The sequence below is a fragment of the Salinispora sp. CH2A1_6 genome, from assembly GCF_056820975.1.
In genome coordinates this window covers 405,034-426,702 of sequence record NZ_JBXEDG010000003.1, presented here as the reverse complement: position 1 = coordinate 426,702, position 21,669 = coordinate 405,034, and the positions used below count along the sequence as shown (strand labels likewise).

At 69.9% G+C, this 21,669-nt stretch carries 21 protein-coding genes; 8 read left to right on the top strand and 13 right to left on the bottom strand.

Going from position 1 to position 21,669, the window contains the following annotated elements; translation table 11 throughout:
• Nucleotides 1-8: 8 nt before the first annotated feature.
• Genes AC1UKG_RS06785 through AC1UKG_RS06770 form a run of 4 tightly spaced genes read right to left on the bottom strand, consistent with a single transcriptional unit; the run spans nucleotide 9 to nucleotide 4,823 of the window.
• A complete protein-coding gene (locus AC1UKG_RS06785; RefSeq protein WP_482642241.1) occupies nucleotides 9-1,181 on the bottom strand; it encodes a lipid-transfer protein in 1,173 nt (390 codons plus the stop codon).
• Complete coding sequence (locus tag AC1UKG_RS06780; RefSeq protein WP_018742194.1) at nucleotides 1,178-1,567, bottom strand: MaoC/PaaZ C-terminal domain-containing protein; 390 nt, start codon at nucleotides 1,565-1,567, stop codon at nucleotides 1,178-1,180. The genes AC1UKG_RS06785 and AC1UKG_RS06780 overlap by 4 nt, the downstream gene beginning before the upstream one ends.
• The gene (locus tag AC1UKG_RS06775) at nucleotides 1,564-2,532 is read right to left on the bottom strand and encodes an OB-fold domain-containing protein (protein ID WP_018742193.1); all 969 of its coding nucleotides are present in this window, start codon (nucleotides 2,530-2,532) and stop codon (nucleotides 1,564-1,566) included. Before AC1UKG_RS06775 ends, AC1UKG_RS06780 begins: the two co-directional genes overlap by 4 nt.
• Before the next feature lie 41 nt (nucleotides 2,533-2,573).
• Nucleotides 2,574-4,823, bottom strand: coding sequence for an acyl-CoA dehydrogenase family protein (locus tag AC1UKG_RS06770; protein WP_018813423.1), 2,250 nt, complete (start codon nucleotides 4,821-4,823; stop codon nucleotides 2,574-2,576).
• A gap of 143 nt (nucleotides 4,824-4,966) precedes the next feature.
• Here AC1UKG_RS06770 and kstR point away from each other — a divergent pair, with 143 nt between their 5' ends.
• The 3 genes from kstR (at nucleotide 4,967) to AC1UKG_RS06755 (ending at nucleotide 6,748) form a co-directional block, all read left to right on the top strand.
• A complete protein-coding gene (gene kstR / locus AC1UKG_RS06765; protein ID WP_018813424.1) occupies nucleotides 4,967-5,587 on the top strand; it encodes a cholesterol catabolism transcriptional regulator KstR in 621 nt (206 codons plus the stop codon).
• A gap of 235 nt (nucleotides 5,588-5,822) precedes the next feature.
• Nucleotides 5,823-5,945: a hypothetical protein gene (locus AC1UKG_RS06760; protein ID WP_475889354.1), complete on the top strand. Its 123-nt coding sequence runs from the start codon at nucleotides 5,823-5,825 to the stop codon at nucleotides 5,943-5,945.
• A gap of 62 nt (nucleotides 5,946-6,007) precedes the next feature.
• Nucleotides 6,008-6,748, top strand: coding sequence for a hypothetical protein (locus tag AC1UKG_RS06755; protein WP_018742190.1), 741 nt, complete (start codon nucleotides 6,008-6,010; stop codon nucleotides 6,746-6,748).
• 99 nt (nucleotides 6,749-6,847) lie between these two features.
• Here AC1UKG_RS06755 and AC1UKG_RS06750 read toward each other — a convergent pair whose 3' ends face one another.
• The gene (locus AC1UKG_RS06750) at nucleotides 6,848-7,531 is read right to left on the bottom strand and encodes a hotdog domain-containing protein (RefSeq protein ID WP_475889404.1); all 684 of its coding nucleotides are present in this window, start codon (nucleotides 7,529-7,531) and stop codon (nucleotides 6,848-6,850) included.
• A 277-nt stretch (nucleotides 7,532-7,808) separates the two neighbouring features.
• Here AC1UKG_RS06750 and kstD point away from each other — a divergent pair, with 277 nt between their 5' ends.
• Nucleotides 7,809-9,458, top strand: coding sequence for a 3-oxosteroid 1-dehydrogenase (gene kstD / locus AC1UKG_RS06745; RefSeq protein ID WP_018742188.1), 1,650 nt, complete (start codon nucleotides 7,809-7,811; stop codon nucleotides 9,456-9,458).
• A gap of 147 nt (nucleotides 9,459-9,605) precedes the next feature.
• Nucleotides 9,606-10,625, top strand: a complete 1,020-nt coding sequence (locus AC1UKG_RS06740; RefSeq protein WP_018742187.1) for a synaptic vesicle VAT-1 family membrane protein — start codon at nucleotides 9,606-9,608, stop codon at nucleotides 10,623-10,625.
• Nucleotides 10,626-10,994: 369 nt separating this feature from the next.
• Here the strand turns inward: AC1UKG_RS06740 and AC1UKG_RS06735 are convergent, their stop codons facing one another.
• Nucleotides 10,995-11,480, bottom strand: a complete 486-nt coding sequence (locus AC1UKG_RS06735; protein ID WP_018742186.1) for a hypothetical protein — start codon at nucleotides 11,478-11,480, stop codon at nucleotides 10,995-10,997.
• A gap of 41 nt (nucleotides 11,481-11,521) precedes the next feature.
• A complete protein-coding gene (locus AC1UKG_RS06730) occupies nucleotides 11,522-11,995 on the bottom strand; it encodes a hypothetical protein (protein WP_018742185.1) in 474 nt (157 codons plus the stop codon).
• Nucleotides 11,996-12,277: 282 nt separating this feature from the next.
• Between AC1UKG_RS06730 and AC1UKG_RS06725 the strand changes: the two genes are divergently transcribed.
• Together AC1UKG_RS06725 and AC1UKG_RS06720 are read left to right on the top strand one after the other, a co-directional pair.
• Complete coding sequence (locus tag AC1UKG_RS06725; RefSeq protein ID WP_018814533.1) at nucleotides 12,278-13,039, top strand: glucose 1-dehydrogenase; 762 nt, start codon at nucleotides 12,278-12,280, stop codon at nucleotides 13,037-13,039.
• Nucleotides 13,040-13,105: 66 nt separating this feature from the next.
• Entirely contained in the window at nucleotides 13,106-13,588 is a 483-nt protein-coding gene (locus AC1UKG_RS06720) for a pyridoxamine 5'-phosphate oxidase family protein (protein WP_482642242.1), read from the top strand.
• Between the two features lie 429 nt (nucleotides 13,589-14,017).
• Here the strand turns inward: AC1UKG_RS06720 and AC1UKG_RS06715 are convergent, their stop codons facing one another.
• Nucleotides 14,018-14,773, bottom strand: coding sequence for an SDR family oxidoreductase (locus AC1UKG_RS06715; protein ID WP_018744488.1), 756 nt, complete (start codon nucleotides 14,771-14,773; stop codon nucleotides 14,018-14,020).
• Between the two features lie 107 nt (nucleotides 14,774-14,880).
• Between AC1UKG_RS06715 and AC1UKG_RS06710 the strand changes: the two genes are divergently transcribed.
• The gene (locus tag AC1UKG_RS06710; protein ID WP_018814532.1) at nucleotides 14,881-15,753 is read left to right on the top strand and encodes a TIGR03619 family F420-dependent LLM class oxidoreductase; all 873 of its coding nucleotides are present in this window, start codon (nucleotides 14,881-14,883) and stop codon (nucleotides 15,751-15,753) included.
• Here AC1UKG_RS06710 and AC1UKG_RS06705 read toward each other — a convergent pair.
• The 5 genes from AC1UKG_RS06705 to AC1UKG_RS06685 form a co-directional block, all read right to left on the bottom strand.
• The gene (locus AC1UKG_RS06705; RefSeq protein ID WP_018744486.1) at nucleotides 15,750-16,874 is read right to left on the bottom strand and encodes a sulfotransferase family protein; all 1,125 of its coding nucleotides are present in this window, start codon (nucleotides 16,872-16,874) and stop codon (nucleotides 15,750-15,752) included. The genes AC1UKG_RS06710 and AC1UKG_RS06705 overlap by 4 nt on opposite strands.
• Before the next feature lie 15 nt (nucleotides 16,875-16,889).
• Nucleotides 16,890-17,666: an SDR family oxidoreductase gene (locus AC1UKG_RS06700; protein ID WP_018744485.1), complete on the bottom strand. Its 777-nt coding sequence runs from the start codon at nucleotides 17,664-17,666 to the stop codon at nucleotides 16,890-16,892.
• A gap of 3 nt (nucleotides 17,667-17,669) precedes the next feature.
• Nucleotides 17,670-18,827: a hypothetical protein gene (locus AC1UKG_RS06695; protein ID WP_018814531.1), complete on the bottom strand. Its 1,158-nt coding sequence runs from the start codon at nucleotides 18,825-18,827 to the stop codon at nucleotides 17,670-17,672.
• 131 nt (nucleotides 18,828-18,958) lie between these two features.
• On the bottom strand, nucleotides 18,959-20,053 hold the full coding sequence (locus tag AC1UKG_RS06690) for an NAD(P)H-dependent flavin oxidoreductase (RefSeq protein ID WP_482642243.1): 1,095 nt from the start codon (nucleotides 20,051-20,053) through the stop codon (nucleotides 18,959-18,961).
• Nucleotides 20,043-21,662 (bottom strand): acyl-CoA synthetase, encoded by a 1,620-nt coding sequence (locus tag AC1UKG_RS06685; protein WP_482642244.1) that lies wholly within the window; start codon nucleotides 21,660-21,662, stop codon nucleotides 20,043-20,045. Before AC1UKG_RS06685 ends, AC1UKG_RS06690 begins: the two co-directional genes overlap by 11 nt.
• Nucleotides 21,663-21,669: the final 7 nt, after the last annotated feature.

The window sequence follows — 21,669 nt, the reverse complement described above, 5'->3', positions numbered from 1 at the left end:
CGCGTGATTCAACCAGTTGAGCGCCCGAGCAGGAGGCCGCTGGTCGGTACGCCGGTGCCGGCGGTCACCAGCACCGGGCCGGCCTCGGCGACCTGGTTGACCGAACTTCCCCGGACCTGCCGGACCGCCTCCACGATGCCGTTCATCCCATGGATGTAGGCCTCCCCGAGCTGCCCACCGTGCGGGTTGACCGGGAGCCGACCGCCCAGTTCGATCGCGCCGTCGGCGATGAAGTGCCGTGCCTCGCCCGGCGGACAGAACCCCAGTTCCTCCAACTGCATCAGGACGTACGGGGTGAAGTGGTCATACAACACCGCGACCCGCACCTCCTCGGGGACGAGACCGGACTGCTCCCAGAGTTGCCGCCCGACCACGCCGAGCTCCGGTAGGCCCGTCAGGGTGTCGCGGTAGTAACTGGTCATGATGTACTGATCCGCGCCGCTGCCCTGCGCGGCAGCGGTAATCACCGCGGGGGGCTGCCGCAGGTCGGCGGCCTGCTCGACGCCGGCCACCACCACGGCAACCGCTCCATCACTCTCCTGACAGCAGTCCAGGAGCCGAAGCGGCTCGGCGATCCACCGGGACGCCTGGTGGTCGGCGAGGGTGATCGGTCGTTCGAAGAACCAGGCTCGCGGGTTGGTCGCGGCATGCCGGCGCGCAGCCACCGCCACCCGGCCGAAGTCCTCCCCGGTGGCCCCGAAGACGTGCTGGTAGCGCCGGGCGACCATGGCCACGGTAGCGGCCGGGGTGCCCAACCCCATCGGGTAGTGCCAGCCATTGTCGACGCCGGAGCTGGTCGGTGCGCTCGAGACGTCCCGCGACACCCGGCCGAAGCGGCGGCCGGAGCGCTCGTTGAGCGCGCGGTAACACACCACGACCCGCGCCACCCCGGCGCTGATCGCCAGGGCCGCCTGCTGCACCGTGGCGCAGGCGGCGCCGCCGCCGTAGCCGACCTGACTGAAAAAGCCCAGCTCCCCGGCACCGATCTCCCGGGCCAGGGCGATCTCGGCGGTGCTGTCCATGGAGAAGGTCACCAGACCGTCGACATCGGCCGGCGCCAGCCCGGCGTCAACGAGTGCGGCACGAACCGCCTCCACCGCCAGTTGGAGCTCGCTGCGGCCGGAGTTCTTGGAGAACTCCGTCTCGCCGACCCCGACGATCGCCGCTCTTCCCGAGATCACGGAAGCCTCCCGACCTCAACCTGCCCGGTGACGTGATCGCCCCCGGTAACCCGCCCCACCACGGCCACCACACACCCTGTCGCCGACACCTGCGTCACCTGACCGGTCAGGACGAGCGTGTCGTACGCGTAGCAGGGCGCCCCGAGCCGGATAGCGATGCGGTGCACCATCGCTGTCACTCCCGCCCAGTCGGTCACGTACCGCTGCACCAGTCCGGTCGTGGTCAGAATGTTGAGGAAGATGTCCTTCGAGCCCCGCCGAACGGCCTGGTCCCGATCATGGTGCACATCCTGGAAGTCCCGGGTGGCGACCGCGGTGCTGATCACGAAGGTCGGGGTGACCGGGATCCGCAGTTCCGGCAGAACGACGCCGACCGCCATGTTCATGGCAGCAGCCGCCATGCCGGCAGGGTCAGCTCGGTGTCCACCGGTATGAAGTCGACCTGGACCGCGGCGCCGATCCGCACCCGCGCCGGATCTGCGCCGAGCAGCTCGCCCACCATCCGTACCCCTTCGGTCAACTCCACCAACGCGACCACGATCGGCAACCGCCGCCCCGGCACCGGGGGGTGGCGGTGCACCACGAAACTGAAGACCTCACCCGTACCCCGGGCGACCTGGTGGTCCTGGCGGTCGGCGCCGCACTGTCGGCAGAGCGGCCCCGGCGGATGTCGCAGCTGACCACAACCGCCGCACCGCTGGATGCGCAGCTCGCCGGCGGCGGTGCCGGCCCAGAAGAAGGCGGTGTCCCGGGTGATGACGGGCCGGAGCACGTCAGCCGCCGCCGGAGCCGGCTCGGGTGCCGGTGCCGGAGCCGGGGCCCGCTCGGACGTCGCCGCCGGAGTCGGCTCGGATGCCGGAGCGGCCGCGGTGGAGCCCGGCGGCCGGAACTTGAGCACCCGGAAGGTCATCGACGCTACGGCCTCCGCACCGACGTACCAGGTACTGTCGGTGGTGACAAACCAGCCCTCGCCGAGCGCCGTGCGTTTTGGTCCGCTCACGTCTACCAGCCGGCTGCGCACCTCGACCCGTTCGCCGTCGCGCAGATACCGGTGGTACGTCTGCTCGCAGTTCGTCGCCACCACCGAGGTGAACCCGGCCTGATCAAGTACGGCGGACATGGCCGACAGCGGATCGGCGGGATCCGCGGCCGGGTGCAGGCCGCGCATCGTCCACACCTGCGTCATCGCTGGTGGTGCCAGACCGACCTGCTCGTAGCGGGGATTGCGGTCGCCGATCGCCTCCAGCCAGTTCCGGATCATCGGTAGGTTGACCGGGTCGCGTGCCGGCCGGGCCGGCCCCGCACCGGCGTCCCGGATCCGCTCCGCGGCGGCGTTGACGGTGTCCTCCATCGGTTCCTCCCTCCTCCCCCGGCGACCGGCCTGATCCACAGTCAGCCCACGGTTGCCCGGGGCAGGCCGAGGACGCGTTCGGCCACCAGGGAGAGCAGGATCTGGGTGGTTCCGCCGGCGATACTGAGGCATCGGGTGAGGAGGAAGTGGTGGACTGGCTCCGCACTCGCGCCGTCGGCCGCCGCACCGTCCGGACCGCAGAGCGTCAGCGCCGTCTCGGCCACCGCCTGCCGATGGTTGACACCGATCAGCTTGGCCACCGCCGACTCTGGCCCACCTCCACCAGCACCGAGCTGCCGTAGCGTGGCCCGGCACTCCACCAGGGAGACCGCGAGACCGTCCGCGATGTGGCCACCCAGGCGCTCCCGCATCCCCGGCTCACTGGCGGCTCCACCCGCCCCCACCATCCGGACCAGTCGGTCCACGTCGGCACCGAATCCGGGGCCGCGCCCCATGGCGACCCGCTCGTAGGAGAGCGTCGCCCGGGCCAGCCGCCAGCCCTGTCCTGGTTCGCCCACCACACCCTCGTCTGGGACGAAGACGTCGTCCAGGAAGACCTCGTTGAAGACCGACCGCCCGGTGATCTCGCGCAGCGGACGGATCTCGATGCCGGGGCTGCGCATGTCGACCAGGAAATAGGTCAGCCCACGATGCTTGCGCGCCGTGGGATCGGTACGAGCCAGGCAGATCGCCCAGTCCGCCTCGGCCGCCAGCGACGTCCAGACCTTCTGGCCGGACAACCGCCAACCACCCGGCACCCGGTTCGCCCGGGTGCGCAGCGAGGCCAGGTCCGAACCGGCCTCCGGCTCGCTGAAGAGCTGACACCAGGTGAGCGCGCCACGCAGGGACGGGCCGGCGAACCGATCCCGCTGGGCGGCACTGCCGTAGCGCAGAATCGTGGGGACGGCCCAGCCGGCGATCGCCAGGTCCGGGCGGATGATGCCGGCCCGGTCCAGCTCCTCGTCGATGAGGAGCTGCCGGGCGGGTGCGGCGTCGAGCCCGTACGGCGCGGGCCAGTGTGGTGCGAGGTATCCGCCGTCCGCCAGCCGGGCCCGGCGCTCGGCCTCGGGAAGCTGTGCGATCGCGCGGAGCTCGGCGCGTACCGCCAACCGGTCCGCGGAGTCAGCGTCACTCTCCGCTCCGGACGGCGGCGGCGCCGCTTCCGTCGCGGCACGGTACTCGTCGCCAACCGCCCACACGTGCCGACGCGCCCCGGCCAACGTCAGCTCCGCGCAACGCTGCCGCCATCGGGCACCGCCGCCGAGTAACTGCCGTAGGGCAAGTGCTCGACGCAGGTAGAGGTGGGCGTCGTGTTCCCAGGTGAACCCGATCCCGCCAAGCACCTGAATACAGTCCTTGGCGTTGTCCACCGCCGCGTCGAGGGCGATCGCGGCGGCCGTGGCGGCGGCCAGGGGGAGCTCCTCCGGCGCCTCGTCGTAGGCGCGGGCCGCATCCCAGGCCACCGCGTTGGCCCGCTCCGCCCGGCAGAGCATCCCGGCGCAGAGGTGCCCGACCGCCTGGAACGACCCGATCGCCTGGTCGAACTGGCGCCGCACCTTGGCATGCTCGGTGGCGGTGCGCAGGCACCAGGAGGCCACCGCTGCCGCCTCGACCGCGGCCAGCAGCGCCGCGCAGTCGCGGAGTCGGTCCGGCCCGGGTGTGGGCAGGAGCTGATCGGGCTCGACGAGCACTTCCGCCAACCGCACGTCGGCCAGGGGCCGGGAGAAGTCCACCGGCGTGCGTGCGGTGAGGTGGACCCCCGGGTGCTCCGGATCGAGCACGAACGACAGTGCTTTGGGTTCGGTGCCGGCGGTCAACATCAGGTGGGTGGCGCTCCCCGCACCGAGTACGGCGTTGACCTGCCCGGTCACCCGGTAGGCTCCCCCGGCAACCGGCACGGCCGTCAACGCTCCTGGAGCGAGCGCCACCCCGACCGAGATCTTGCCGGCCGCAAGGTCCGGCAACAGGCTCTTCGCGACGGGTGCCGGCCCGGTGGACGCGAGTGTCAGAGCCGCGAGCAGGGTGGGCATGACCGGGCCGGGGACCAGGGCGACGGTGAGCTGTTCCAGCACGGCGGCCAGCTCGCCGACCCGGCCACCGTCACCACCGAGCTGCTCCGGCACGGCCAGGGCGAAGCAGCCAAGGCCGGTGAGGCCGGCCCAGTGCCGATCAGTCCCTGCGGACGGGCCGTCCTCCAGCGCCCGTACGGTGGCCAGGACATTGGCTCCGGCAGCCCACTGCCGGATCGCGTCCTGGAGCGCCAACTGGTCGGTGGTCATCGCGATCGGCATCGACCCTCCCCACTCCACACACCTCCCGCTAGTAGAACATGTTCTACTGCATGCCGCTAGCCACCCGAGCGCACGGCGCCCGCCCGTTGCTAGACTTGGGATGGCATGGCCGCTGCCGATTCGACAAGATCACGGAAGGCAAGATGGTGGCGTCGAGAACACATACCAGAAGCCCGGGCGCGGGCAGCCTGACCGACACCGAGCAGGGGTCGGCGGCACAGCGGGAACGCCGACGGCGCATCCTGGACGCCACCCTCGTCCTGGCCTCCAGGGGTGGATACGACGCGGTGCAGATGCGCACCGTCGCCGAACACGCCAACGTCGCCCTCGGCACGCTGTACCGCTACTTCCCCTCCAAAATCCACCTACTGGTTTCCGCCCTGGCCCGAGAGTTCGAGCGAACGCAGGACCGGCTCCGTCGCACCGCCATTCCGGGCGAGACGGCACACGAGCGGACCGCGTTCGTCCTCGGCCGGGTCACTCGCGCCATGCAGCGCGACCCGATGCTCACCGAAGCGATGACCCGGGCGTTCATGTTCGCCGACCCGACCGCCGCCACCGAGGTCAACGCCGTCGCCCGACTCATGGAAGACATGTTCATCCTGGCCATGCGGGACGGCAAGCCATCGGCGGACGACCGGGCCAAGGCCCGCGTCATCGGTGATGTCTGGCTCTCCAGCCTGGTCGCCTGGGTCACCCGGCGCGCCTCGGCCAACGACGTGCACGAGCACCTCGAACTCGCCGCCCGCCTGCTGTTGCGCTGACGGACAAGGCGACATAGCTGGGGCGGCCCGCCGCCACCGGGCTGCGAACGACACCGGCCCCCGGTCCACAGGACGACCGGGGGCCGATTTGTCGTAATCGATAGATACTCACCTTAGGTGGTGGCGCAGTCACCCAGCTTGTCCTACGGTGCTGGGGCGAAGGTCGGCGGCGCACCACGGGCTCCACGCGGGCCAGAATCCTGGCTGGGTCAACGATGTGGCGTAGGAGGGAACCATGACGCGATCGTTGCCCACGACGGCGATCCCGTTGTTCTCGTCCGCGACGCCGCCGTTGACCGCAGCGCCGGGCGGGCTGAGCTCTCCGCTGGTGGGCCTGCCGCGTCGGATCCGCTGGTAGGAAGCCGGTCTTGGCGTTGCCGATGCAGGGTATCCGCCGGGAAGGACAGGAGAGCACCCACGATGACCTATCAGCACGACCGGGACCTGCATCTCACCCACAGCCCGGAGCGGGGCTACTGGCACTTCATGCTCTATATCGAACCGCCGGCCTACACCGGGGGCGCCATCAACGCCGGCCGGCAGCTCGACACCTACGCCAGCCGATACGCGGCCGAGTGGCGGGACCGACTCACGCCCTGCACCCCAGACGCCCTTCACGTCACCCTCGTCGCCCCGGACGAGGCACCCCAGCTCTGGCACCCCTGCGTCTACGACGACCCCGACTCTCCCTCCGCGGTCGCCGGTGACGGCTGCCTCTGCTGGCGCGCCTTCCGTGATCCGATCACCTGGCTGCCCGTCGCCGTGCACCACTACCGGACCGTCACCGGCAACCACGAGCACTGGGAACATCACACCTACGCCCCCCTCGCCCTTCCCGACGGGGAGCAGCTGACCGCCCTGATCATCGACCGCGAGGCCGACATGGTCTGGGCCCGCACCGACCGCGGCACCCTGCACATCCTGCCCGAGAAACAGACCGCCGGCTACAGCACCGGATACCCGGGCAGCGGGCCGGCCGAACTCGCCAGGATGATCGAGAAGATCGTCGCCTCCGACGGCTACGACGTGACCCCGGGCACGCCCAAGCAACGACCGGCCGAGACCGTTTTCGGCTGGGCCAGCAGCCACGCCGCCGCCCACACTCAGGAGCTCACCCTTCAGCAGCTCATGCTCCTCTGCCGCACCGGCGTCGTGGCCTAGCCAGCACGCCGAGGCTGCCTCCGCCAGCGGCTCCACCGGCCACGACGGCTCCATCGGCCACAACGGCTCCACCGGCCACGACAGCTCCGCGGCGCCGGATCAGTCGTACTCGACGGAGGCATCGCCGGCCTCCCAGTACGGGGCCTCGCCGAAGAGCCGCCAGGACTGTTCCGGTCGGGGCACGACGAACACCCCGGTCGCCTCGACCAAGAGGTCGTCGGGGTGGGCAGCGGTCGCGATGCCGCCGTGGGCGGTGGTCTTCCGGCCGTTCACGGCCGTAACCCGGGCCGTCAGGCGCAGCGGCGTGCGCAACGGGATGGGTGCGCGATAGCGGGTGTCGAGCCGGACGGTCATCCCCGCGTTGCCCCTGGCGCTCGCCACATAGCCGAGTAGCTGGTCCAGCAGTTGGGCACTGACTCCGCCATGGGCGTACCGGGGCGGCCCCTCGAAGGCCGGCCCAAGGGTGCACACGCCGACGGCAACCCCGTCAACCAGGTCGATACGCAGTGGCGGAGCCAGGGCACTGCCGACGCCGGTTACCGGGTTGTACATCCGGACTCCACCCAACAGGTCGTCGGCGCTCGGTATCCGCGTCACCTCCCGCTCGTGCATGGTCAACGGGCGAGCCGCTCGGCGCAGGTCGGCCGTGACCTGACGGAGTTGGTCTGCCGGAACCTCCGTGGTAACCGCCTGCTCGACCAGGTCACGTAAGGCGTCTCCCAACTCCGCGATGGCCTCCCGCCGGTCCAGCAGAGCGGGGCTGGCGTCCCGCTGCTCCCGCATGGGGTGGTGGCTACGCCAACGCTCGTGATTCGACCTACTCATCGTCACCGTCGTGCACCTCGTTTTCGACCGGTTAACGGCCATCATGACACCGTCCGGTGCCGGCTCGATCGCGTCCGCGTCGCTCGCGGCGGTCCGGGCCGGGCATCGTCACGACCGCCGGCTGACGCAACCAAGATCGATATCTTGATTGAAGTATGTACATGCGGTACTTCCCGGCGCCGATCTGAATACAGTAACGTGTTCCACCATCTGTTTCCGCTGGGCTGGGGGTCCGATGACGACCGTGGTCGAGTACGACGTAGTGGTGGTGGGTGCCGGCGCGGCCGGCATGGTGGGTGCGCTTACCGCGGCGAAACGCGGCCTGCAGGCCGTTGTGGTGGAGAAAGCCGATGTCTACGGCGGCACCACCGCCCGCTCCGGGGCGGGAATCTGGATACCCAACAACGAGGTGCTCCTCGATGCCGGAGTACCGGACACTCCGACCAAGGCCGCCGAGTACCTGGCCGCGGTCGTCGGCGACGAGGTCCCCGCCGCCCGCCTGCAGGCGTACCTGTCGGCCGGGCCCGCCATGATCTCCTTCCTGTTGGAACACACACCGCTGCGGTTCGCCTGGATGGAGGGCTACCCCGACTACTACCCCGAGTTGCCCGGTGGCCTGCCCAGCGGTCGGTCGATCGAGCCGCAACCGCTCGACGCCAATGTCCTCGGCGCCGAGTACGCCGCCCTGAACGCCCCCTACATGGCCACTCCGCCCGGCACCGTCGTCATGGATGTCGACTACAAGTGGCTGGCCCTCATCGCCCGCCACCCCCGCGGGCTGACGACGGCCACCGAGATTGTCCAGCGCTACCTGGCGGCGTGGGTCAAGGGGGAGAAGCCGATCACCATGGGCCAGGCGCTCGCGGGCGGGCTGCGCGCCGGACTGCTCGCCGCCGACGTACCGGTCTGGCTGAACACCCCCCTGACCGAGTTGGTCGTCAGCGAGGGGCGAGTCACCGGGGTACGGGTGGTCCGGGACGGCGAGGAGGTCCTCCTCACCGCCCGGCGCGGAGTCATCGTCGGGTCCGGCGGTTTCGAGCACAACGAGGCGATGCGCAAGCAGTACCAGGAAGCTCCCACCGGCACTGACTGGACCGTCGGCGCGTCGTCGAACACCGGGGACGGCATCCGGGCCTGCGCCGAGGCGGGCGCCGCCCTGGACCTCATGGACAGTGCCTGGTGGGGGCCGATGATCCCGCTGCCGACCGGCCCCTACTTCTGTCTCTCCGAACGCACCCTGCCGGGAAACATCTTCGTCAACCCGGACGGGGAGCGGTTCGTCAACGAGGCCGCCCCCTACGGCGACGTGGTCCGCACCATGTACGCGCAGGACGCCTTCCCCGCCTGGATGATCACGGATCAGCGGTACCGCAACCGCTACCTGTTCCGTGACCTCCCACCGCTGCTGCCCTATCCCAGCGAGTGGTATGACTCCGGCGTCCTGGTCTGGGACTGGAGCATCAAGGGCCTGGCCGACAAGATCGGCGTCCCCTCGGCGACCCTGAGCGCCACCGTCACCCGCTTCAACACCCTCGCGAAGGCCGGTCGCGACACCGATTTCCATCGGGGCGAGAGTAGCTACGACCACTACTACGCCGATCCCACCAACGAGCCGAACCCCTGCCTGGCCGCGCTGGTGCTGCCACCGTTCTACGCGATGCGGATCGTCCCCGGCGACCTCGGCACCAACGGCGGCGTCCGAACCGACGAGCGGGGCCGGGCGTTGCGGGAGGACGGCACGGTCATTCCCGGCCTCTACGCCGCCGGCAACGCGAGCGCGGCCGTCATGGGGAAGGGTTACGCCGGAGCAGGGTCGACGCTCGGTCCAGCAATGACCTTCGGGTACCTGGCCGCGTTGGACATCGCCGAGGCGTCCCACGGCTGACGGCAACCGTCTCGGGCCACCAGCACCCCTTACGCTGGCCGTTGGCGGTCACTGCCTCGCCCGGGTCGCCCTTGCGGCCAACACCCGGGCGAGCGGATGCCCGTCGGCGGAGTAGTCGGCGTAACAACGTTGAAGGTCGAGGAATCGATGCGCGCTGTCTGGATCACCAAGGCGGGTGGGCCCGAGGTCCTTGCGGTACGGGAAACCCCCGATCCGCAACCGGGTCCCGGTGAGGTGCGCATCGCGGTCCGCGCCTGCGGGTTGAACTTCGCCGAGGTCATGGCCCGGCAGGGGCTGTATCCGGACGCCCCGAAACCGCCGTCGGTGGTGGGCTACGAGGTGGCCGGGGTCGTGGACGCCGTTGACGCCGAGGTCACCGGCCTCGAGGTGGGGCAACGGGTGCTGGCCCTGGTGCGCTTCGGTGGCCACGCCGACACCGTTTGCGTGCCCGCCGTGCGGGTGCTGCCGATGCCCGACGGCCTCGACTTCATCGAGGGAGCCGCGATCCCGGTCAACTACCTGACCGCCTACCACATGCTCTTTCGGGTGGCGAACCTCCGCCCCGAGGCCCGCGTCCTGGTGCACATGGCCGCGGGTGGGGTCGGCACCGCGGTGCTGCAGCTGTGCCGCACCGTACCGGGAGTGGTCACCTTCGGTACCGCCTCGACGGCCAAGCACGCCGTGCTCCGCGAGGAGGGCTGCACCCATCCCATCGACTACCGCACCGAGGACTATGTCGCCCGGGTGCGGGAGCTCACCGGCGGCGAGGGCCTCGACCTGGTGCTGGACTCCCTGGGCGGTCGCGACTGGAAGCGCGGAATGAGCCTGCTCCGGCCGGTGGGGCAGCTCATCGCGTACGGCTTCGCCAACCTGTCCACCGGTGAGCGGCGCAGCCTTCGCCGGCTCGTCGGTCAGCTCACCGGCGTGCCGCTGCTGACGCCGTACGGGATGATGGACCGCAACCACACGGTCAGTGGCGTCAATCTGGGACACCTGTGGGAGCGCACCGACCTGCTGCGCGAGGAGCTGACCGCACTGCTGGACCTGTGGCGCGAGGGTGCGATCAAGCCCCGGATCGACCAGGTGTTTCCGTTCGAGGAGGCCGCGGCGGCGCACCGCCGGATCGGCGAGCGTCGCAACATCGGCAAGGTGGTCCTCGTCCCCTGACGAGCTTCCCAAGCTCGCGCCCTGGGCCTTCAGTAGCCGGGCGTCCGGGCTGCTCCGCGATATCGCCCACGGTATGGGGCCCGGCTGCGGACTCCGCTGTCTGCGCAACGCCCGCAGGAGCTGGCAGCCCGGGGCAATCGCGACGGGTTCGCCGCGATCGCGACCGCCGGCCGCAACCCGGCCCACGACCAGGAGCACCGCCACTGTCCAGACAACCGCCAGCACTGTTGGCCGGAGCTTGTTCGGGCTCCGGCCAACAGCTTTCTTTTCTTGGGGTGTGCATGCCCGACGCAAGGGGTGGGCGGAGACCCTGGGCCTCCTGACAATGACCATCACCCGGGGCGTGCCAGTTACCGGGCGCGGTGTTAGTTAGGAGAGGGCGGCGATATGGAAGCCTTGATCGGTGAGTGTGCCGGTGGAGTCGAAGGTTTGAACGAAGATGCCGTTAGTTGTGCCGGAACGACGGATCACGGCGATCTCGCCAGGGTTGGGCGTGCCCGAGTTGCCGGACAGGCCGAGGGTAGCGATGTAGGCGGATGTGGTGAGGTCACGGCTGAAAATGACCTCGTAGGTGCCGACATTTATTCGCCTGGCATAGACGGCTTGAAACCCCCTGGCGAGGACGCCGGTCGGCTCAACGACCGCGTAGGAGGTCTGCGTAGATGATGAGATTTCCGCGTTGGTCGTGGGTGCTAGCGCCGCTCGGGCCCGTTCGGCCTCAGCTTTGCTGATCGGCGGCTGCGCAGTGGGGTGAGCCGGGTCAGGATTGGCTGGAGCCTGTGCGGGTGCCCCGACCGCGACACCGACTAAGGCGAACGCAGCGGCAAGCCCGACGGCAGTACGTTGCATGCGCATCTGTCAACCTTTGACGTGGAGTTGAGTGGTCCGGCGGTTGTTCAGCCGACCAGCAGGTAGGAGTTGGCGAAGCCGCTGGGGTTGCAGACGTTGAGCTGTCGCCGTACGGAGGAGTACGAGAAGCCGGGTGGGACGGTGCAGGCCCAGATCCCGGCCTGGGGCACCCGCAGGTAGTAGGAGTTGGCGAAGCCGCTGGAACTGCAGACGTTGAGCTGTCGCCGCACGGAGGAGTACGTGTATCCAGACGGTACGGTGCAGGCCCAGAGCCGGTCGCTGGGGGCAACGACATAGTAGGAGTTGGCGAAGCCGCCGGGGTTACAGACGTTGAGCTCTCGCCGTACCGCCGTGTAGGTGTATCCAGACGGCACCGAGCAGGACCAGAAAGCACTCGCCTGCGTGACAGGCTCGGTCGATTGAGCAGCGCCGTAGGCGGCCGCAGGTGCGACGGCCAGGCCGGCGACCAGGAGGATCGCAGCGGCGATGAGTCGGGACATCACCTGACGGATGCGGGGCATGGAACCTCCAGATGCTACAGGGATTGGATTCATCCCCCGAAGCCTAGAAACGCTTTGTTAGCACCCGATGAATAAGTGAACCTCGATCAAATGATCGACGCGACCCCTGCCGGTACACACCAACTACCGGCACAGATTCAGCGCCGCAGACCTCCGAAGGTCACAGACGAATCCTCGGGAGGTCCCACGACAGCGTGTTTTGTTCACCGCCTCGGCGGCCGTTTTCGACGCCGAGGTCTCACCGATGGTATGGTGCCAAGCAAGCGCTTGGCAGGAGGGTCGATGGGGCGACTGGACGGCAAGGTGGCGCTCATTACCGGCGGCGCACGCGGCATGGGCAAGGCACATGCCCGGCAGTTCGTCGCCGAGGGTGCTCGGGTGGTCATCGGCGACATCCTTGACGACCGCGGCACAGCCCTCGCCGACAGCCTCGGTGATGATCGTTGCCGCTATGCGCACCACGACGTCACCAGCGAAGACGAGTGGGCGGCCGCCGTCGCCACCACGCTGGCGGCGTTCGACCGAATCGACGTTCTGGTCAACAACGCCGGCGTCTTCCGGCACGCGGCGATCGCCACGATGGACCCGGCCGAGTTCCGCCACGTGATCGACGTCAACCTCACCGGCTGCTGGCTCGGCATCCACACCGTGGCGCCGGCGATGACGAGGTCCGGCGGCGGATCGATTGTGAACGTGTCGTCGATCGAGGGCTTCGTCGGCGCGGCCGGCCTCTCGGCTTACAGCGCCAGCAAGTTCGGGATCCGCGGAATCACCCGGTCCGCGGCCCAGGAGCTCGGGCCGGCCGGCATCCGGGTCAACTCGGTCCACCCCGGTGGCGTGCTGACCCCGATGGCGCTGGCCGCCGCCGAGACCATGCCCACCCTTGACTCGGACGCGTTTCTCACCTCGCTGCCGATCGCCCGACTCGCCGAGCCGGTGGAGATCTCCCGGCTGGTGGCGTTCCTCGCCTCCGACGAATCGTCATACACCACGGGTGCCGAGTTCGTGGCCGACGGCGGGCTACTGTCCGGACCGGGATACTGAGATGACCTCGCTGGATCGAGCGACGGCCGCACCCGGCCCGGGTGGCGGCGCGGAAGGCGAGGAGCCGTGAACCAGCGCGCCACGGTGGCGATGCCACCCGCGGACGTCGAGGAACACCTGACCCACGGCCAGAAGCTCCAACTCGCGACCGTCAACCGGGACGGCACGCCGCACCTGGTCAGCATGTTCTACGCGATGCACGGCGGACGCATCGCCTTCTGGACCTACCGCGTTTCGCAGAAGGCCCGGAACCTGGCCCGCGACCCACGGGTGACCTGCCTGGTCGAGGCGGGCGACGGCTACTTCGAGCTGCGCGGCGTCCAGGTGACCGGCGAGGTCACCCGGATCGACGACCTGGCGGGGGTGACCGCGGTCGGCCGTCTGATCGCCGCACGGATGCCCAGCCCGCTGGCGGCGGGCGGTCTGCCGCCCGGTGAGGTGGCAGCGGCACTCGACGACTATGTCGCGCACGCGGCAGCCAAGCGGGCGGCCTATCTGGTGGAGCCGCGGCGAGTGGTCAGCTGGGACCACCGCCGACTGGTGACCTGAGGGCCGCCCTGGTCACCAGTCACCCCCCGGTGGCCAGAGTTTCTCCTCCGCCGCGGACACGCGCCAGGACTGTCGCCACGCCGGTCCTGGGCCGACCGTCCTGCGCCAGAAAGTCCGCCTACGAATGTCGACGCAGAACCTCGGTGAAGGATCTGCGGAAGAACCGCCTCCTACCGAGGTTCTACGTCTCCGCTTCATACCGGCCCGAGCTGGCGCGTCCGGAGCCTCTCAGACATTCCGGACAACAAATATTTCGGCAATTGACCAAGACACACTGCCCAGCACCAGCGCCGTGCTGCCGACCGGCCCTTGCCAGCATCCCCGCCGCCCACGCGCAGCCCGATCCGCCCCGACCGAGCTGATCCGGAAGCGGCCACCCCGATCGTCCAGGCCGCCCTCGTCCCGGAGGCCGCCGAGAAAGCTCGCTACCTACGAAGACTGATCAGCAGTAGGGCCGCGCAGGTCCTCGAGATAGCCCGGCCACTCGCCACCACCGTGCACCGCCACCGCCGCCCCGGTCACATAGGAGGCCAGCGGGGAGGCCAACAGCAGGCAGACGCCGGCGACCTCGGCCGGCGTGGCGGGTCGCCCCAGGGGCACCGTGCGCGCCACCGCCGCCGGGTCCAGCCGGAGGCTCCCGTCGCCGGCGACCGGACCGGGGACGACACTGTTCACCCGCACCGCCGGCGCCCACTCGGCGGCCAGGCTCGTCGCCAGGTGGTGCAGTCCGGCCTTGGCGGCGCCGTACGCGGCGGAGCCGGGTGATGGACGCGTGCCGCTGACACTCCCCACCATGATGATGACCCCGCCGCCGGGCTGCTGTTGCATGACCGTGTTGGCCGCCTGCGCAACATGCAACGGAGCGACCAGGTTGAGCTCCACAATCTTGGCGTGCAGCCGGGGTGAGGCGCTGGCCGCCACCGCCGCCGGCGCCCCACCGGCGTTGTTCACCACCACGTCGAGGCGACCGAACCGGTCAACCGCCGCCGCCACCAGGGCGGCCGCCTGCGCGGGGTCACGGACATCAGCCGGCACGAAATCGGGCACCACCGAGGACGGTGGGGTCCGGCCACAGACCAGCACCCGGGCACCCGCCGCGAGGAAGGCCGCGGCGATCGCGGCACCGATCCCCCGCGTCCCCCCAGTGACGACCACACCGCGACCGGTGAAATCGAGAGACTCCATTGATGGATGTTAACTCTCGGACATCCATCGGGTCGACCCGACGATACGATCCGACCAGACCATCCAGGACCCTGCCACGACCCGGTAGAACACGTTACAGTTCATAGATGAAGTTCAGCCTCGGGATCGCACTCAGCCCGCTCGACCAACTCACCGACCTGGCGCACGCCGCCGAGGAGTGCGGCTTCTCCGCCATCGCCCTCCCCGACTCGCTCTTCTACTCCGAAGAGGTCAGCGCCAAGTACCCGTACACGCCGGACGGCAGCCGGTTCTGGGACGCGCAGACGCCCTGGGTCGACCCGCTGGTGACCGCCGCCGCGCTCGGCGCCGCCACCACCCGGATCCGGTTCTACACCCAGGTGCTCAAACTCGGTCCCCGCAACCCGGTCCTGTTGGCACGACAGGTCGGGTCGGTGGCGAACCTGACCGGAAACCGGTTCGGGCTCGGCGTCGGGCTGGGCTGGTCGCCGGAGGAGTCACTCTGGTGCGGCTCGCCGTTCGCCGACCGGGGCGCGCGGGGCGACGAGGCGATTGAGGTGCTGCGGCTGATCCTGGGCGGTGGCATGGTGGAGCACCACGGCAAGCACTTCGACTTCGGCCGGCTACAGATGAGCCCGGCCCCGACCGCGCAGGTCCCGATCTACGTGGGTGGTCACACCGATGCGGCGTTGCGCCGCGCGGCGAGGCTGGGCGACGGCTGGTCCTCCGCCATGATGCGCTTCGACGAGCTGCGCGCGACGATCGACCAGCTTGCCCGGCTACGCGTCGAGTACGACCGGGCCGACCAGCCGTTCGAGATCCAGGCGGTCTGCATTGATCGATTCGGCCTGGCGGGCTTCCAGCAACAGGCCGAGGCCGGCGTCACCGACGCGATCGTGATGCCCTGGCGCTTCTACGGCGTCGGCTTCGACGGCGACCTCGCCGCCAAGCGGGACGGCATCCGCCGCTTCGCCGACGAGGTGATCAGTAAGATCCACTAGGCGAAGGTGGCGTCCACCGCAGCCGGGGTCAGTCCGAAGTCAGCGAGATCGTAGCGGTGTGCGGGGCGCGTTCGCCGCCGGTGCAGCGAGCTCATCGCAGCTCGCGCGGCAGCGGTCAACCGGGTCCCCAACCGGTCGTAGATCGTCTCCACCACCCGGAGCGGGTCGGCGACGAAGTCGTCGTAGGAGACGTCGATGAAGTGTGCCGGGTCGTGTCGCTCGCGGTCGGCCATGAACCGCCGCAGCCCACGCGACCAGAGCTGCGCCTGCGCCCCACCGAGCACCTCCCCGCGGAACAGCTCCGACCAGCCCTCGCACGCCTGTGCGTTGAGGCTGCAGACCGAGGCGACCACCTCCCGCGGCGCGCGATGAGTCTGGATCACCACGGCGTCGGGGTAGACGGCGAGCAGCGCGTCGAGGGCGAACAGATGGCTCGGGTTCTTCAACACCCAGCGGCGATCTCGGTCCTGCAGGCCGATGAGCTGAAGGTTGCGCCGATGCCGCCGATAGGCAGCGGTCCAGTCCTGCGCACTCAACCACCGCGAGTAGCTCGGCAGGTAGGCCAGGCACTCGAAGGACACCGACATCATTGACTGCCGCAGCAAGCGCCAGCACTCCTCCACCTGGTCGGCCGCGGTGTGGTGCGCACCCCGCAGGCCCGGGTTGGTTTCGTGGTACTGCTCGTAGCCGGCCTGCAGACTCGCGTAGCCGGGGTTCGACTCCCAGGTGGCCCGCGGCGGGCGGGGTTGGGGTACCTCGGTCAGCCACAGCTCGAGCCCCTGGTGTGCGGGGTCGGCGGTGAGTAGCCGATGCAGTGCGGTGGTGCCGGTTCGGGGCAGGCCGGTCACGAAGACCGGCCGGGCGACCGGGACCTCGGCGTACTCCGGGAACTGCCGCCACGCGGCCTCGCTGAGCAGTCGGGACACCAGTGCCGCGCGGAGAAATGCCCGGGAGACCTTGCTCCCGGTGGGCGTGAGGGCCGCCTCCGTCCGGTACGCGGCGAGCAGCTCGCCCATCCCCTCGCGGTAGTCGTCGTCGCCGAAGTCGTCGAGCCCGGTGAGCCGGGTCGCCGAGGCGTGGAGGTCCTCGATCGTGCCGACGTCCGTACGGGTGCTGCTCATGCTCGCTCCCGGGGTTCAGTGATGGAACTCGCCACAGTTGACGTCGAGGCACTGGCCGGTGATGCCCCGAGCCAGGCCGGAGCCGAGGAACAGCACGGCGTCGGCGACCTCGTCCGGCACCGGCAGCCGGCGCAGGTCGGTGGTGGCGGCGACCTCGTCGTAGAGCTGCTGGGGCGGCACCCCCCGCTGGTTCGCCTGGTAGTCGAACCAGAGGCGCAGGCTGTCGGCCCAGATCCAGCCGGGTGCCACCGAGTTGACCCGTACGCCCTTCGGCCCGAGCTCACTGGCGAGATTCTGGGCGGCGGCGAGGAGTGCGGCCTTGGCCAGCTTGTAGGGGCCGAAGCCCTGCCGGGAGTGACGCAGCACGGCAGAGTTGACCATGACCACAGCGCCGCCGGACTCCACCAACGCGGGCGTCAGCAGCCGAGTCAGGCGCAGCGCCGCCAGCACGTTTGCCTCGAAGCTCGACCGCAGGTCGGCCAACTCGACCTTCCCTAGACCGCGCATCGGCGGCATCTCGAAGGCGTTACCGACCAACACGTCAACGCGGCCGAACTCGGCCAGGGCGACCCGCACCAGCGCGGCGCTCGACTCACCGTCGGTGAGGTCGGTGGGTACCGTCAGGGCCCGTTGACCCACCGCGCGCACCTTGCCGGCGACCTCGGCGAGGAAGGGCCCGGTGCGGGCGGCGAGCACCACGTCGGCGCCGGCCTGCGCGGCCCGCACCGCGATGGCCTGGCCCAGCCCGGGGCCGACCCCGGCCACCACAACGATCTTCTCCGCGAGCAGCACGGCTCAGCCCAGCATCCGGGCCGCGGTCGCGGCCTGCCGGGCGGCGATGCGTTCCTGCCACGCCGCCCGCCCGATCGGCTCGTAGTGCGGCACCTGCTTGGGTAGGTCATCCACCGCGACCACCTCCACCCGCGGCCCGTCCGCGGCGGTCAACGCGTGCGAGAGCCGCTGCCAACGCAGCTGCACGTAGCCCCGATCGTGGCCGGTGCACTCCAGCCAGTTCGCCATTCCCGGGTCGCGTTCGCTGATCACGTATCGGATCATGCCGTCCGGGTCGATTCGAGCCTGGGGCACGGTGAGGCTCGTCTGGTGGTTGCTGTAGTCCAGCGAGATGTACCACATGCTGCCCAGCTGGATGCCCTGGTAGGGCGCGTCGGAGACCGGCACGGTGATCACCATGGCCTGGTCCTCGGCGAGTTGGTAGTGGCCCACCGAGGAGTATTGGGTCGCCAGCCCGCCGGGGGTGAGCCGGGGCGGGGTCAGGGTGTTCACCGGCAGGTTCAGGTAGAACCGCTCGGCGAACGCGAGGAAGGTGTGAATCCGACCGGTGAGGATCTTGCCGGCCACCGCGTAGCGTTTGGCGAGGGTCGCCTCGGTCAGCGGCGGCGGTGTCCCGCCGATGGTGTCGGGGCGGTGAATGCGCAGCATCCCGGGGCGTTCGGCCGCCCAGTCGCTGAACACCTCGCGCACCACGAGCATGGCCGAGCCGGGGGCGAGTGGGAACGCGTTCGGGCCGGAGAGCCCCGGCCCGAACCGAATCTCGAAGCTGCCGTCGGCAGCGACTTCGATCTCGCGGTCGTCGAAGGCGGTGAGGCTGCCCGGGACGTTGACCGGGGAGTAGGAGCCGTCGAGGACCTGGAAGCTCAGGTCGGCGGTGCTGCCCCGGCGGCCGGTCACCACATACTCCGCGTCGTCGTGGAGCCACGCGTGAAAGTAGAGGGTGTCGGGATTGTCGAGGCCCATCTTCGTATACGGGCCGGTGGAGCGGACGAAGTAGGGGAATTCGCGGTCGTAGGACCAGGCCATCTGGATCGAGCTCCGGATGCCACCAGCCAGGTAGTCGTAGCCCTCGAGCAGGTCCTGTTGGCCGTGGACGTGGGCCGCCTCGGCGATGACCCGCTCGGCTTCCGCGATGGCCTGAGAAAACGGCTGAGTAAGCACGAAACAATGATAGAACGTGTTCTAGTTATTGGTCAATGTGATGCCGCGAACGGAACGTCCTCGGCACCACACGGTGCAGTTTTCACGACCACCTTCCCAGCCCCGCTTGGCCAATCCCGTCGGGACACCCCTTAGCACAGCCTTCCGAGGTGAACCAGTTTCTCCTCCGCCTCGGCGACCAGATCCGCCCACACGTCGGCGACGGGGCGCACCGCATTCATCCGACCCACGATCTGCCCCACCGGCATCGGAACGATTGTCGGGTCATCAGAATCCATCAGCCGGCTGTGCGCCGACGCCACCAGCAGGTTCTGGAGTGGCATCGGCAGCGGCCGGGGCGCCCCCTCCTCGCTCCAGGCCTCGGTCCACCGATTGCGCAGCAGCCGGGCCGGCTTGCCGGTGTAGATCCGGCTGCGGACCGTGTCCGCCGACCCGGCCCGGAGTAGCGCCGCACGCAGCGCGGAGCTGCTCTGGTATTCGGCCGTGCCGAGCCAGACCGAGCCCATCCAGACACCACCCGCGCCGAGCGCGAGCGCCGCCGCGATCTGGCGGCCACTCCCGATGCCCCCGGCGGCCAACACCGGCACCTGCTCGCCGACCGCGTCCACCACCTCCGGCACCAGCACCATGCTGGCGATCTCACCGGTGTGGCCGCCGGCCTCGTACCCCTGCGCGACCACCAGATCGACCCCGCTCGCCACGTGCCGGCGGGCATGATCGGCGCGGCCGGCCAACGCGGCCACCAGCACCCCCCGCGCGTGCGCCTGGGCGATCACGTCGGGCGGCGGCGAACCGAGAGCATTGGCGATCAGTCGGACCGGGTGCGTCAACGCCACCTCGACGTGACTGCGGGCCACCGAGTGCAGCCAACCGAGCACGCCGGCCTGGTGCTCGCCGTTGCCGCCGAGTGGCGGCACGCCGAGGCGCAGCAGGGTGCGCTCCACAAAGTCGCGATGCCCCGCCGGAATCAGCCGGTCCAGATCAGCCGGAGCGCCCTCGGCCGGCTCGGTGCTGGGCATCACCACGTCCACCCCGTACGGCCGGCCTTCGGTCTCCTCGTCGAGCCAGGTGAGGACCGCGTCGAGCTCCTCCGGGTCGTTGAATCGCACGCAGCCCAACACGCCCAGCCCGCCGGCCCGACTGATCGCCGCGACCACCTGCTCGGAGGGGCTGAAGCCGACGATCGGATGCGCGATACCGAGCCGGTCGCACAGCTCAGTCCGCATGGCGGACCTCCTCGGCCGGGTGTTGTTCGGCATGCCGCTGCGCCCACTTGTAGTCAGCCTTGCCGCTGATCGTGCGGGAGATCTCGGCCACCAGCCAGATCGACCGCGGCACCTTGTAACCGGCGATCCGCTCCCGTAGATGCGTCCGCACCGCCGCCAGATCCAGCGTGCCGCCGGCCCGGGGCTGGATCACCGCCGCCACCCGCTGCCCGAGCCGCTCGTCGGGCACCCCGACGACCAGCGCGTCGAAGATGTCGGGGTGCGTCTTCAACGCCCCCTCGACCTCCTCCGGGAAGACCTTCTCACCGCCGGTGTTGACACAGGTGCTACCCCGACCGAGCAACGTGATGGTGCCGTCGACCTCGAGCCGGGCGAGGTCACCGGGGAGCGCGTACCGCACGCTGTCCACCTCGATCAGCAGGGCGGCGGTCTTGACCGGGTCCTTGTAGTAGCCGAGGGGGAGGAAACCGCTCTTCGCCAGCCGCCCCTCCGCGCCCGGCGGCACCGGCCGCCCGTCCGGGCCGAGCACCACCGTGTCCGGCCCAGGTGTGACCCGCGGGTCCTGCACCGCGCCACCGGGCACCTCGGCGACCACGCCCAGCCCGATGAAACCGGTCTCCGACGCCCCGATCGCGTCGGTGACCAGCACGTCGGGCAACAACTCCAGGTACTGCCGCTTGACCCCCGGGGAGAAGAGAGCACCACTGGACGAGACCGCGGCCACCGACGAGCCGTCGTAGCCACCGGCGGCGTACGCCTCGATGATCGGACGGGCCATCGCGTCGCCGATCAGCACCAGCACGTTGACCCGGCGCCGCTCGACCGTCCGCCAGACCTCCTCCGGGTCGAAGCGCGACAGCAGCACCACGGTGTCACCGGCGAAGAGCGCGGCGAGCACGGCCCACTGCGCGTTGCCGTGAATCAGGGGGGCCATGCAGAGGCGTACCATCGCGGTCCCGCTGGCGCCGCGGGTGGACTGGGCCCACTCGTCCTCGAGCGGAATGCCGGTCATGAAGTCGACGCCACCGCCGAGCGCGCGCCACACGTCCTCGTGCCGCCAGAGCACCCCCTTCGGGTAGCCGGTGGTACCACCGGTGTAGAGCAGGTAGAGGTCATCCGCCGAGCGCTCGCCGAAATCCCGGGCGGGGTCGCCGGCGGCGAGCGCGTCCGCGTACGGCACGCCGCCGTACCCGCCGATCTCCTCCGCCGAGCCGTCGGGTAGGGCCACCACGGTGTGCGGACCGGCGGCGTCGGCCAGCACGGTAGCGACGCGGGGCGCGAAGCGACGGTCGTGGATCAACGCCGACAATTCCGCGTCGGCGAAGAGGAAGCGCAGCTCGTTCTCGACGTACCGGTAGTTGATGTTGACGACCGCGGCGCGCGCCTTGAAGACGGCGATCATGGCCACCACGGCCTCGATCGAGTTACCCGCGTAGAGGCCGACATGGTCACCGGGGCGCACGCCGCGGTCACGTAGGAAGTGGGCCAGCCGGTTGGCGCGCTCCTCCAGCTCCGGGTAGCTGATCGCCTGCTCGCCGAGGAACACGGCGGGACGGTCACCGAAGGCGTCAACCGCATGTTCAAACAGGTCTGCGATATTTGCCACCATCACTCAA